Genomic DNA, 13,359 nt, shown 5'->3' on the forward strand with positions numbered 1-13,359 from the left:
GCCCGGCAAACCCTTGGGCTGTGCCGGGCCGCCTGCCATGATGGGGCGGACCACAGGAGTGCCCCATGACCGTCCAAGCCAGCGCGCGCTACCCCAATCTGCTCTTGCCGATCCAGGTCGGCCCGATGACGCTCAAGCACCGCGCCACCATGAGCGCCCACGGGATGTCGCTCAACGACCAATCCGGCGGCGTCACCGACCGGCTCCATAACTATGTCCTGACCCGCGCGCGGGGCGGTGCGGCGATGCTGGGTACCGAGTCCGCGCCGGTGCATACCTCGACCGGTAATCGCTTCCTCAACGTTCGTCTCTACTCGGACGAGGTGGTGCCAAGCTTGCGTAAATTGGCCGACGCGGTGCATGACGCGGATGCCAAGCTGTCGATTACGTTGTGGCACGGCGGGCACAATGTCACCCATATCGAAGGTCAGGCGGCGGTGTCCTCGTCGCCGATCCCCAACATGTCGCGCGAGACCCCGCGCGCCATCACCCCGGTAGAAATCCGCGAACTCATTGGCGGCTATGCCGAAGCTGCGCGGCGCTGCCGCGAAGCGGGGCTCGACGCCGTCGAGGTCCAGACCGCGACCAGCTATCTGTTGGGTTCGTTCCTCTCGCCCGCGATGAACCACCGCACGGACGCCTACGGGGGTTCGTTCGAGAATCGGCTCCGCATCGTGCTGGAGATTTGCGAGGCCGTGCGCGAAGCGGCAGGCCCCGATATGGCTGTCGGCGTGCGGACCTCCACTTCTCACCACATTCCTTACGCCCCGGTCGACTACAAGCTCGAAGAATCCGTTGCTGCCATGAAGGCGCTGGCCGATGCGGGTCTCGTGGATTGGGTCAGCATCATTTCGGGGTCGCGCTGGGCGGGCCATGAAACCATTCCGCCGATGAACATGCAGCGTAACCAACTGGCCGAGGAGGCCAAAGCGTTCAAGGCGGCGGTCAAGGTGCCGCTGATCGTTGCTGGGCGTATTCGCTCTCCCGCCGATGCCGAACGGATGATCGCCGAGGGTAGCGCCGACATCGTCGCGATGGCCCGCACCTGGGTTGCCGATCCTGAATGGGCGAACAAGATCATCGAAGGGCGCGAAGAAATGATCCGCCCCTGCATGTCGTGCAATCAGGCCTGCGCAGGGTTCGTCTTCCGGCATATTCCGGGTTCCTGTGTCCTCAACCCCACCGCGGGCCGCGAGGGCGAAATGCCCCTGAACCCGGCCCCGGCGGCCCGGCCCAAGAAGGTCGCCGTGATTGGCGGGGGGCCTGCAGGAATGGAAGCCGCGCGGGTCGCAGCCGCCCGCGGCCACCGCGTCACGCTGTACGAGGCGCAAGATCACCTGGGCGGCCAGATGCGCTTGGCCGCAGATGCGCCGCACCGGGAAGAAATGAAGGATGCGCTCGCGTGGTGGGAAACAGAACTTCGCCAGCGGCAGGTCGATATCAAGCTTGGTACCAAGGTTGAGGCGGCTGCCGATGTCGATGCGGACGAGGTGATTTGGGCGCTTGGTGCCGCACCGGGGCCGACCGCTGTATGGCGCCTACGGCCGTGGCTGCACGACGGCATCCCTGGCGGTGCGGACCTGCCGCACGGTCGAGAAATCTTAGCGGGCGAGAAATCTGCGTCGGGCAACGTCCTCATCGTCGATGAAGAGGGCGGCTGGGCCGCCATCTCCCTGGCCGAGACGTTGGCGGGCCGGGCCGATGTCGCGAAGGTGACCGTGGCCACAACCGAGGTGACCTGGGGCGAAGCGGATTTGACCTTTACCCGTGAACTCCCGGCCGTGACCGCGCGCATTCGCGCCGCTGGCATTGAGGTTGTCGGGGGCGTCGTCGTCGAGGAAGTTGCGGCGGGCTCTATCCGCAGCCGCGACGGGCGGACGCTCGGCCCGTTCGACACAATCGTTCTCGCCACCGGAACGGTGGCCAGGACCTACCCAGAAGGTGGCCACGCGATAGGCGACTGCGTAGCGCCGCGGGGTATTTGGGCGGCGACCAACGATGCCGCGAAAATCGCACGGTCGCTCTAGCGCCGGTCGGGCAGTGTCGGGTCGAGGGCTTCGGGTTGTTCCAGCGGCGGGACCGCAACGGCAAAAGCCGCCACCTTCCGGTGCTCGTGCCGAATGCTGTAGTAGGTTCCCGCAAAGATCACGGCCGCGCCAAAGATGACCCAACCGTCGATGGCCTCGCCGAAAACGAACAGGCTGACGATGGCGATCAACGGAATCCGCAGGAAATCCATCGGCACGACGACGCTGGCATCGGCAAGGCTTAGCGCGCGGGTGAGACAGAAGTGAGCGGTTACGGCGCTTGCCCCGACGGCGAAGGTCCACAGCCACGCATAGCCCTCGATCGGGGTCCAGACGGCGATGGCCGGGCCGAGGCCCATCGGGAATTGCATCGCCGCCATCCAAAACAATACCTGCAACACGGAGTTGTTCTGCGTGAGTTCTTTGGTGGCGATATGGGCGCAGGCGAAACCGAATGCGCTGACAAGAACGACCAGCGATGCGGCGGTGAACGATTCGAATCCCGGCCGCAGGATGATCAGCATCCCGGCAATGCCGAGGACGATCGCCACCCCGCGCCCCCGGTTAAGGCGTTCGCCCAGCAGCAAGACCGCCAGAAGGGCAACCCAAATCGGCGCGGTAAATTCGATCGCAAAGACGTTGGCCAGGGGCAGGACGGCGATCCCGAAGTACCAGGCATAGCTCGCCCCAAAATGCAGCGTGTTGCGAACGCCATGCAGCCGCCATTGGGCGGTTCGGACGCTCGACCAACCCCGCCACATCACGATCGGGCCCAGGATTGCGAGGCCGACCGCGGCACGCAGAAACAGGATTTGGAACACCGGCAACCCACCGTCGGTGAGGTGGCGGGTGGCGACGCCAACCATCGAGAACGCCATCAGCGTCCCGGTCATCCATAGCGCCGCGCGCAGAACCGGAGAATTGGTCACGGGGCGCCTCAGAAGGCCGGCGACGACGCCCGACGCCGCGGGTCTATGACCCGAGGCCTAGCGATCCAGGATTGACCGCACTGTCGGGGTCGAGCAAGGCTTTGATTCCTTCGATCAGCTTCCATGTCGCCGGGTCGCGGCTTTCGCGGTACCGATACATCTTGCCGATTTGCAGGTGGGTCCCGCCGTGTTCCATGAACAGATCCGCGAGGTCGTTGCGGATTCGGGCCATGGCGTTGCGCGCCTTGAGGTTCTCGGGGAACTTCTTGAGTTTGGCGTAGTGGGCGTCCTCGATGTAGCGCTCGTGAATCTGATAGTGCGAGTCGGGCCAAAAGAACGTCGGTTCGATCAGCGTCGCGGTGGTGCCGATCGTCGAGGTGAGGTAGCCCCATTGAATCCCATTCTCTTCGACCATCGCGGCGTTGGCGTTGAAATAGGCATCCAACGCGGCGAGCATCGCCGAGATACGGGAGTGTGGCAGGATCACGTGGATCGGAACCCAACGCTCGCCTTCAGGCCCGAGCAGCCGATTGGTCGGCAGGAACGGATTGGCGCGGACCAGCTTGGGCAGGCTGTTCTCGATTTCCTTGCCGCCATGCTCGCTGGCAATGGCCCTTACGCGTCGCAGCGCACTCTCGACATCCGCGTCGTCGCGACCTTCGATGACCGTGTGCATGCCATAGCTGACGCCCTCCATGAAGCGCCGCCCAGCGACGGCAATCTTGGCAGCATCCCGTAGGCCGCCGATTAGGGTTTTTCCGGATTTCGCGACGGCGGCCAACGACTTTACGTCCTGGGCCAATCCTTCGAATTTGAGCCGCAGGCCCAGCAAGAAAGGGTCGAAGCCATAGCATTCTTCGGCGAGGCGTTCGCGCGCAACCTGCGCCATCGCGGCAAACATTTGCTTGTCCGTTTCGAACGAAAACGACGCGAAGCGCTGTTCCGCGGCAAACGGTATCAGCCGCAATGTCGCTTGGAGCTTGAACCCCAGCGCGCCGGTATCGCCCAGGAACAACCCAGTAAGATCGGGGCCGTAGGTGCGGAAAAACGGCGACGGGTTGTGGGCCGCGGCACTGGAGCCGGTGCGCACAACTGTACCGTCGGCGAGGGCTACTTCCAGCGAAAGGACCGCATCGGCCGCGGTGCCGTGGATGCTGGATCCAAAAAAGATGCTGTTCTGGGATAGGGCGCCGCCCACGGTGGCATACATGCCCGAGAACGGCCCGAAATAGGGCGTCCGGAGCCCCCGCGCTTTCAGGGCCTCATAGAGTCTCTTCCAGGTCGTCCCGCACTCGACGGTGACGTACATGTCTTCTGCGTTGATCTCCACGATCTTGTCGAGGCGGCGCGTATCGACAATAACCGAGTCTTCCCGGGTCGGCCGGTAGCCCCCGGTATAGGACATCCCGCCGCCGCGGGGGACGACCGCAAATCCGGCGCGGGTCGCCAAGCCGACGGCCTTCGCGAGTTCCTCTTTGCTGCCCGGAGCGACGACAAACGCCGCCACGGCGTCGGCTCGGTAGAAGATGTCGGTCGAAAAGAACTCCCGTTCCTTTTCGTCGGTGACGACATGTTTGTCCCCCAAAAGGGCGCGCAACTCGCCGATTACCTGTGCCTGGTTGTCGCCGATCTCAGCCTGCGCCATCGAAACCTCCCTATCCCGAAATTCAAGCCCACTATACCATGATCGGGTTGCGGCAAACGTGTTCGGACGCTCCATGCAGACTTACAAGCATCTTTTCTCGCCGGTCCGACTGGGGCCCATGACGCTCAAAAACAGAGTTGTTATGAGCGGTCACCACATGGGCTTGGCGGACGGTAACGGCGTCGTCGGCAAGCGGCTGCACGCCTATATGGTTGCCCGGGCGCGGGGCGGCGCGTCAATGGTCGGGCTTGAGTCTTCGCCGGTTCACCCGTCGTCGGTAAAGGGCGTCCGTCCGCATCTGTTCGACGATGCCGTCGTGCCCGGCCTGCGGGATTTAGCCGACGAGGTACACGCTGCGGGCTCACGCCTGTCGGTGATCCTCTGGCATGCCGGTCACAACATGACCCACCTTGGCGGGGCGGCGGCGTGGGCACCGTCGGTCGTACCTTCGGCGCAGTTCAACGATTTGCCCAAGGCGATGACGGCAAGCGACATCAAATCCCTCGTCGCAGCCTATGGCGCGGCAGCTAGTCGGTGCCGAGCTGCCGGCCTAGACGCGCTTGAGGTGCAGACCTCGTCCGATTACCTCCTGGGTTCCTTTCTAAACCCTCTCTTTAATCGGCGGACCGACGCGTATGGCGGGTCGTTTGAGAACCGACTACGCCTCGTCCGTGAGGTGTTGACCGCCGTGCGGGAGGCGGTCGCCGGCGAGCTCGCGATCGGCATCAGAACCTCGGTCGCCCACAGCATTGTTGGAGAGGAGGGCAGTTATGGCGAGGCCGAGTCGCTAGCGGCGATGCAAGCCGTCGTTGGGGATGGATTGGTCGACTATGTCAGCCTGATCACCGGTTCCCACTTCACCTTGGCTGACCTCATGCCACCGATGACGTGGCCGGAAGCGCACCTCCGCCGTGTTGGCTCCCGCTTTCGCGTGGCTTTGGGCGCGCCGGTCATGGTTGCGGGTAGTTTCCGTGCGCCCCAGGAGATCGAAGAGGCAGTTGCGACCGGCGATGCGGATATCGTTGCCATGGCGCGGCCCTGGATTGCCGATCCGAATTGGCTGGAAAAAGTCCGCGACGGTCGAGAACGGGCGATCCGCCCGTGCATCTCCTGCAATCAAGCCTGCACGTTCGCCCAACGTGGGGTTGGTCCGGCGACCTGTGTCGTTAATCCGAGGGCCGGTCGGGAGGCAGAGCGGCCGAAACGACCGCGCATATCTCGCCCGCAATCCATTGCGGTGATCGGTGGTGGGCCGGCCGGCTTGGAGGCTGCGCGCGCTGCGGCGATCCGCGGGTACGACGTGACGCTCTACGAGGCCGCCGCGACGTTAGGCGGTCAAATGGCGTTGGCCGGCCGCGCGCCGCACCGCGCCCCAATTCTAAGCGCGATCGGATGGTGGACCGAGCAACTCTCCGACCTGGGCGTTGTGCTCAAGCTCAACGCGAAGATTTCTCCCGAGACGCCGCCGGAAGCGGATCGGTTGATTTGGGCGATCGGTAGTGTGCCGGCGCAAAGTGCCGTGTGGCGTCGCAGACCTCATTTGATCTCCGGCATTCCCGGTGCAGACCGACTTCCACACGGCCGGGATGTCCTCGTCGGGACCGCCGAAGCGCGGGGCCGCGTCCTGATCGTCGACGAGGAGAACGGCTGGCCGACGATTTCGCTTGCTGAGACGTTGATCGGTGCGCCCGGTGTCGATGCGGTCACGATTGTGACCGCCGTCGCGCATCCGGCGTTGCCAGATTTACTTTTCACCGTGGAGATATCCGAGGTTGCTGCTCGGTTGAATGCCGCCGGTATAGGCATCGTTGCTGGCGAAACAGTAGCTGCTGTCGACGACGAGACGGCAACCCTTTCTTCGGGGCGCACCTTGGGCCCCTTCGATACGATCATCCTGTCGACAGGGACATTGCCGCGACCGATTTCCGAATCAGCGTTAGCAATCGGCGATTGTGTCGCTCCACGGGGGTTCTGGGCCGCGACAGACGACGCTGCGCGCCTCGTCCATTCGATTTAGGCGGCGAAGGGGCGGTCGCCGCGCACCGTCGTGCGGTGCATATGCCGGGCAAACCGCGTGTCGTAGGTCGTCGCGTGATGCATGGTGCAGCGGTTGTCCCAAAAGATCAGGTCGTGGGGCTGCCAAACGTGGCGGTACTGGAATGCCGGCTGTGTCATGTGCGCGATCAATCCCTCGAGCAGACTGGCGGCCTCGTCCTCCGGTAATCCCTCGATACGCAGGGTGAACCCGGGATTGATGTAAAGCGCTTTGCGGCCGGTCTCCGGGTGCGTGCGAACAACGGGGTGAACGACCTCGCGCAGTTGCGCTTTCTGTTCGTCGGTCAGCGTGTCGCGCGCGTAGCCGGATGGGGTTTTGCCCTCGAAACTCGCAACATAGGAATGCGACGCGCGAAGATTGGCGATTCGAGCTTTTGTTGCATCCGGTAGTGTCTCGTAAGCCGTGTACATGTTGCAAAACAGGGTGTCGCCGCCCTGCGGCGGGATCTCTACCGCGTAGAGAAGGGAACCCAACGGCGGTTCCTCGACGTAGGACATGTCCGAATGCCAGTAGCGGCCCGCATCTTCGAATCCCATGGCCCGTCCGTCAGGATGCTTCTTGTTGGACAGGACCAGGACTTCCGGATGATCCGGCAGCAGGTACTCGGCTTTGACGTGCACCATCAGGTCGCCGAAACGTTGGCTGAAGGCGACGTGCTGGGCCGGGGAGAGGCGTTGGTCCCGGAAGACGATGACACTGTGGTCCAGCAACGCCCGGTGGACCTGCGCGAAATCCGCCTCGCCGAGCGGGCTGGATAGGTCGGCGCCGGTAATCTCGGCGCCCATGACGGGCGATAGGGGGCTAACGATCATGTTCATGTGTCCCGTCAACTCGCGGCGTTATTTCTGGGCCATGAGAACCCACCATTTCATACCATAGGCGTGGGTGTTGCCGTAAAGCGAGGTGCGGGCGTAGCCGGCTTCCCCGAAGACGCTGGGCACAAGTTCTTCTGCGATAGATTCCGACTTGAAACCGGCATCCCGCGCCAGCGCCGACATGTCCATATCGCGCATCTTGCTGCGGAAGGGTTCGGCGTTGAAGTGCGTCGTCCAGTCGCGCTGGAACTGGTCGTAAGGTTCGGGCCAGTACTTATTGAACTCCGGAACGTCGCCATGGACCATGTAACCGCCTGGCTTCAGGAGGCGGTAGCACTCCGCGATGATATGGGGGATCGCCTTTTGCGACGTTTCGTGGAACAGGATCATTGACGTGACGAGATCGAAGCTTTCGTCGGGGTAGTCCGTACGTTCGGCGTTCTGCTGGGAGAAATGAACCGCCTTTCCGAGCGATTCGGCTCGGGCATGGGCGTAGCGGAGCATCGGCGCGCCGAGATCGCAGCCATGAATCTCTGCTGCGGGAAAGGCCTCGGTGAGACCGAGCGTTTGATGACCGACGCCGCACCCAAGATCGAGAATACGCTTGGGCTCGAACGCCGGCATGTTGTCGCGAAAATAGGCGCCTACCGTGACCCCGACATCGTCGGTCATCGGGCCCTGTCCGCCCATGCCGTACTGATAGGCGCCGATATCGTACAACGCGCCCGCGAAGACATCGTCCTTCGCGAGTTCGACGTGATACCCGCCCGGTTGGCAGTGGATATGGATTTCGCTGTTGTAGCGGGGGATCGCGAGAGTGGGATCGAGCCGCAACGATCCCTTCGTGTCCTTGCGCTCGGCCGCGGCCCGGGCCCGCTCGGTCAAGGTATCGAGTTGCCGTCCGGCGCGTTCGCCGAGCCCCTCCCACATCAGTTCCTGGCCCGACCGGTTTAGCGAACTCCAGGTCTGCCAGTAGGGGTCGTCGCGCATGACCCGCGCCACTTCGCGGGCGGAGTTCGGTTCGCGCCCATGGGATTTCCGGAACGTCGGTGCGCCCCTGGTCTCGAACGCCTGTTTGTTGCCCGGACCGAGGCCCGTCAAGACATGAACCTTGAGACTGGTAACGAAATCCTGCCGCGACACCTCGTCGTGGTGTTCGTCCGGCAGAATGGCGTGCGACGCTTGGCCCTTCATGGTCGGCCCTCCCGGTTAGGCTGCGAGGGCCAAAGTCTAGCACTCCGGATCGCGCCGGGGTATGTGGTCGATTGGCCGACAGGAGTTCCTTTCCGTCACTCGGGGTTTGGGCTACCGTCCGGTTCTCCAACTGATTTCTCGGGAAATGAGGCAGCAATGAAAAAGGCGCAGGATTCGGTGGTTATCGTGGGGCTGGCGCGCACGCCGATCGGCAATTTTCAGGGCGGCCTCTCCAGCGTCGAGGGGCCCGTACTCGGCGGTGCGGCGATCGAAGCGGCCTTGGCCCGTGCCGGTGTTGCGCCTGAGGATGTCGACGACGTGATCATGGGCTGCGTGCTCCCAGCCGGTATGGGGCAAGCGCCGGCGCGCCAGGCTGCGTTGGCAGGCGGGATTCCCCTTGGCGTCGGTGCAACGACCATCAACAAGATGTGTGGGTCGGGCATGCGGGCGACCATGATGGCCGCGGATCAGATTCTTGCGGGGTCGGCGTCGATCATGGTGGCGGGCGGTCTCGAGAGTATGTCCAACGCACCTTATTTGCTCGACAAGGCGCGGGGCGGCTACCGCCTCGGTAACGGGAAAATCTACGACCACATGTTCCTTGATGGCCTCGAGGACAAGATCGAACAGCCCGGCAAGTTGATGGGGGCCTTCGCCGAAGATACCGCCGAACAGTACCAGTTCACCCGCGAGCAGCAGGATACGTTTGCTGTCGCCTCTTTGGCCCGGGCAAAGACGGCAAACGAAGACGGATCGTTCGAAGCAGAAATTGTTCCGGTGACGGTCAAGACGCGGTCGGGCGAAACCGTTGTGTCCAACGACGAGCTTCCTTTTACTGCCAAACTCGAAAAGATCCCGCAGTTGAAGCCCGCGTTCCGTGACGGCGGAACGGTCACCGCGGCGAACTCATCGGCCATCTCGGATGGGGCGTCGGCGATCGTTCTGATGCTTGAATCCGAGGCGTTGCGGCGCGGGTTGACGCCGCTTGCGCGGATCGTGGGCTACACTACCCATAGCCAAGAGTCTTCGAAGTTCACCACCGCGCCGATCGGAGCGATCAACAAATTATTCGAGAGAACCGGGTGGTCCCGGGACACGGTCGATCTGTTCGAGGTCAATGAGGCCTTCGCGGTTGTGACGATGGCGGCCATGAAGGACATCGGGATCGACCACGACCGGATGAACGTGCACGGCGGGGCCTGCGCACTGGGTCATCCCGTTGGCGCATCGGGTGCCCGGATCATCACCACGCTATACCACGCGCTGGCGAAGAACGGCCTGAACAAGGGCGTGGCAAGCCTGTGCATCGGTGGCGGTGAGGCCACTGCAATTGCGATCGAGCGGTTCGCCGCCTGAACGGTCCAGCGGTAGTCCCAGGTGTCGCGCCAACGCATCGGTTCGGGAAGTACCTGGGAACAGAAGTACGGCTATTCGCGGGCTGTCGTCGATGGCGATTGGGTTTTCGTCTCGGGTTGCACCGGGACCGATTACGCGACCAGCGAGATCGTCGACGGGGCGGCGGCGCAGGTCGCCCAGGCGTTCAAAAATATCGATGCCGCCCTGCGGGAAGCCGGCAGCGAACGTGAGGATATCGTTCAAGCCCGGTACTACATCGCCGACCGGGCAGACGTGGACCTCGTTCTCTCGGCCATTGGGGTCGCGTTGGCGGCTGTTCGACCGGCTGCGACGGCTGTGATCGCGCCGCTGATCGACCCCAAGATGAAGATCGAAATCGAAGTCGTGGCGCGAAAACGCTAATGACCGAGCCGATCCTCTTCTACCCCGCGTTCGGCTCGCCGTATTCCTATATCGCGGCCCAACTGATCGACGAGGTCGGGCAAAAACGTAACCGCCCGGTTCTGTGGCGACCGGTTCGCCTAAGCACGATCTTGAAGCGTCCCGGTGCAACGCCTACGCCAATCCCGCCGGAAAAGCTCGCCTATTGGCGCCACGATGCGGCCCGAGTCTGCCGCCTTCGCGGTTTACCCTTTGCCCGGCCCGAAGGGGTCGATCCGCCGTTCGATTGCGATGAGCTCTACAACGTGTGCTACGCCCTTGCCGACGGCAACGAGGCGCAACTGCGCACGATCACGCTGGCAGCGTTGTCGGTGATCTGGGCCCAGGGTCAGGCGCTCAAGGACATCGATGCGATCGTTGCGGGCATGCGGCGGTTCAACCTCTCCAGTGCGCTGGTGACACGGTACGCGAACAGCGCAAATGGGCAGGCCCAGCATCGGGCGACCATCGAAGCGGCCACGGCAACGGGGATGATGGGAGCGCCCTGGATCGCCGTTGGTGACGAAGCGTTTTGGGGGCACGACCGGATCCCTTATCTCGATCAATGGCTGTCGGTGGGCCGTGGAAAAGGCGGGACCGGCCGTCCGCAACCGGTCTTGGTGCGCCCGAACGATACCTGAGCCCATTTTGATGTCGGCGTTCGCAGTGGCGGCGGAACGGGGGTTGGCCTACAATTCCGTATGACCCAAAACATTGATTTCTATTTCGACTTCGCGTCCCCGTACGGCTACTTAGCGAGCGTCCAGATCGATGCGTGGGCCGAAGCACGTCGTTGCGAGGTCACGTGGCGCCCGATGATGCTGGGCGCGGCTTTCAAGGAGGTCGGTACAGGGCCACTCACCGCCTATCCGATCAAAGGGAAGTACGCCGGGTTGGATATCGCGCGCACCGCCCGGTCGCTGGGGGTGAGATGCAAGTTCCCGGACGGGTTTCCGCACGGCACGGTGGCCGCGGCGCGGGGGTTCTATTGGCTAATCGGTCAAGATGCGAAAACGGCTAAGACCTTCGCCCATGCATTCTTCAGCGCCTATTTTGGCGAAGGGCGCGATGTGAGCGGCGCCGAGGCAACCGCGGACGTTGCGGCCTCGGTTGGCGTGGACAAAGCCGCGTTCGAAGCGGCGATCCAAACTCCGGCCATCAAGGAACGGCTTAAGGAAGAAACGACCGCGGCTTTGGCGCGCGGCGTCTTTGGCGCGCCGTTCTTCTTCATCGGGGACGAACCGTTCTGGGGTTCCGACCGTCTGGATCAGATGTCGCGTTGGCTGGAGACCGGCGGCTGGTAAGCCCATGACGGTCCTTCGAACCGCCTTCAAAACGAAGGACGACGTGTTTCTCGCCAACGCCGCGCACATGCGCGGGTTAGTCGATGACCTTCGCGCACGCACCGCAAAAATAGCCGAAGGCGGTGGCGACTCCAGCCGGGCGCGCCACACGGGGCGGGGCAAGTTGTTTGTGCGCGATCGGATCGCTCTTCTTCTCGATCCTGGCTCTCCCTTCTTGGAGTTTTCGGCATTGGCGGCGCACGGTGTCTACCCGGAAGCGGTTCCGGCCGCGGGCATTGTCACCGGGATCGGGCGCGTGAGCGGGCTTGAGTGTCTGATCGTGGCCAACGATGCAACGGTCAAGGGCGGTAGCTACTATCCGCTCACGGTTAAGAAACACCTACGCGCCCAACAGATCGCGCTAGAGAACAACTTGCCGTGCATCTACCTCGTCGATTCGGGCGGCGCCAATCTGCCGAACCAGGACGAGGTTTTTCCCGACCGTGAACACTTCGGGCGCATCTTCTTCAATCAAGCCAACATGTCCGCCCAAGGTATCCCGCAAATTGCGGCCGTGATGGGGTCCTGTACGGCCGGTGGCGCCTATGTCCCCGCGATGGCCGACGAGAGCGTCATCGTGAAAGGTACCGGCACGATCTTTCTTGGCGGCCCGCCGTTGGTGAAGGCCGCGACCGGTGAGGTCGTGAGTGCGGAGGATCTGGGCGGCGCCGACGTTCACGCCCGTCACTCCGGTGTCGCGGACCATTACGCCGAAAGCGACGAACATGCCCTCGGCATTGTGCGCCGCATCGTCTCGAACCTTAATCGCGGCGGAACGCCGCCGAACACGTCGCGAGCGGTGGCCGAACCGATCTACGAGTCCCATGAGCTCTATGGCGTCGTGCCGCGGAACCTCCATACGGCGTTCGACGTTCGGGAGATCGTTGCCCGAGTTGTCGACGGCAGTGAATTCGACGAGTTCAAACCGCTTTACGGAGCGTCGTTGGTCACCGGGTTCGCCCATTTGCATGGCTATCCCGTCGGCATTTTAGGGAATAACGGCATCCTCTTCTCGGAATCGGCGCTCAAGGGCGCGCACTTTATCGAGCTGTGCTGTCAGCGCCGGATTCCGTTGATCTTCCTGCAGAACATCACCGGATTCATGGTGGGCCGAAAGTACGAAGCTGGCGGCATCGCCAAGGACGGCGCCAAGATGGTGATGGCCGTTGCCAATGCCCAGGTGCCGAAGATCACGGTGATCGTTGGCGGCTCGTTTGGTGCAGGCAACTATGGGATGTGCGGGCGGGCCTACGATCCGCGGTTCCTGTGGATGTGGCCCAACGCGCGCATCTCCGTGATGGGCGGCGACCAAGCTGCCGGCGTCCTGACGCAGATACAACGCGATGCCCAGGAAGCGCGGGGCGCGACCGTCGATACGGTGGCCGAAGACGCACTCGCATCGAAAATCCGCGACCAGTACGAGACCCAGGGCCACCCGTACTATGCAAGCGCTAGGCTATGGGACGACGGTGTGATTGACCCGGCCGATACGCGGATGGTGCTGGGCCTGTCGCTCGCTACTGCCATGAACGCGCCGATCGGAAATACCCGGTTCGGCGTCTTCCGGATGTAAA

11 protein-coding genes are annotated in these 13,359 nt (G+C 63.2%); 7 read left to right on the forward strand and 4 right to left on the reverse strand.

Going from position 1 to position 13,359, the window contains the following annotated elements; all coding sequences use genetic code 11:
* Nucleotides 1–65: 65 nt before the first annotated feature.
* Complete coding sequence (locus RID42_17535) at nt 66–2,027, forward strand: FAD-dependent oxidoreductase (protein ID MEQ8249480.1); 1,962 nt, start codon at nt 66–68, stop codon at nt 2,025–2,027.
* Here the strand turns inward: RID42_17535 and RID42_17540 are convergent.
* Together RID42_17540 and RID42_17545 are read right to left on the reverse strand one after the other, a co-directional pair.
* Entirely contained in the window at nt 2,024–2,956 is a 933-nt protein-coding gene (locus RID42_17540; GenBank protein ID MEQ8249481.1) for a DMT family transporter, read from the reverse strand. The genes RID42_17535 and RID42_17540 overlap by 4 nt on opposite strands.
* A gap of 43 nt (nt 2,957–2,999) precedes the next feature.
* Entirely contained in the window at nt 3,000–4,601 is a 1,602-nt protein-coding gene (locus RID42_17545; protein MEQ8249482.1) for an FAD-binding oxidoreductase, read from the reverse strand.
* 73 nt (nt 4,602–4,674) lie between these two features.
* Here RID42_17545 and RID42_17550 point away from each other — a divergent pair, with 73 nt between their 5' ends.
* Nucleotides 4,675–6,618, forward strand: coding sequence for an FAD-dependent oxidoreductase (locus RID42_17550; protein MEQ8249483.1), 1,944 nt, complete (start codon nt 4,675–4,677; stop codon nt 6,616–6,618).
* On the opposite strand, the gene RID42_17555 is transcribed toward RID42_17550, so the two are convergent.
* Nucleotides 6,615–7,469 carry a TauD/TfdA family dioxygenase gene (locus RID42_17555; protein ID MEQ8249484.1) on the reverse strand — a complete coding sequence of 285 codons (855 nt, stop codon included), beginning with the start codon at nt 7,467–7,469 and terminating at the stop codon, nt 6,615–6,617. The genes RID42_17550 and RID42_17555 overlap by 4 nt on opposite strands.
* A gap of 27 nt (nt 7,470–7,496) precedes the next feature.
* Nucleotides 7,497–8,666 carry a class I SAM-dependent methyltransferase gene (locus tag RID42_17560; protein ID MEQ8249485.1) on the reverse strand — a complete coding sequence of 390 codons (1,170 nt, stop codon included), beginning with the start codon at nt 8,664–8,666 and terminating at the stop codon, nt 7,497–7,499.
* Nucleotides 8,667–8,822: 156 nt separating this feature from the next.
* Here RID42_17560 and RID42_17565 point away from each other — a divergent pair, with 156 nt between their 5' ends.
* From RID42_17565 to RID42_17585, 5 genes are read left to right on the forward strand one after another with little or no spacing between them, the layout of a single operon-like run.
* Complete coding sequence (locus tag RID42_17565; protein ID MEQ8249486.1) at nt 8,823–10,022, forward strand: acetyl-CoA C-acyltransferase; 1,200 nt, start codon at nt 8,823–8,825, stop codon at nt 10,020–10,022.
* A gap of 21 nt (nt 10,023–10,043) precedes the next feature.
* Nucleotides 10,044–10,424, forward strand: coding sequence for a RidA family protein (locus tag RID42_17570; GenBank protein ID MEQ8249487.1), 381 nt, complete (start codon nt 10,044–10,046; stop codon nt 10,422–10,424).
* On the forward strand, nt 10,424–11,083 hold the full coding sequence (locus tag RID42_17575; protein MEQ8249488.1) for a DsbA family protein: 660 nt from the start codon (nt 10,424–10,426) through the stop codon (nt 11,081–11,083). The genes RID42_17570 and RID42_17575 overlap by 1 nt, the downstream gene beginning before the upstream one ends.
* Nucleotides 11,084–11,143: 60 nt before the next feature.
* Nucleotides 11,144–11,746 carry a 2-hydroxychromene-2-carboxylate isomerase gene (locus RID42_17580; GenBank protein ID MEQ8249489.1) on the forward strand — a complete coding sequence of 201 codons (603 nt, stop codon included), beginning with the start codon at nt 11,144–11,146 and terminating at the stop codon, nt 11,744–11,746.
* A 4-nt stretch (nt 11,747–11,750) separates the two neighbouring features.
* A complete protein-coding gene (locus RID42_17585; GenBank protein ID MEQ8249490.1) occupies nt 11,751–13,358 on the forward strand; it encodes a carboxyl transferase domain-containing protein in 1,608 nt (535 codons plus the stop codon).
* Nucleotide 13,359 lies beyond the last annotated feature (1 nt).

This window comes from Alphaproteobacteria bacterium (assembly GCA_040216735.1).
Taxonomy (GTDB): domain Bacteria; phylum Pseudomonadota; class Alphaproteobacteria; order SHVP01; family SHVP01; genus CALJDF01.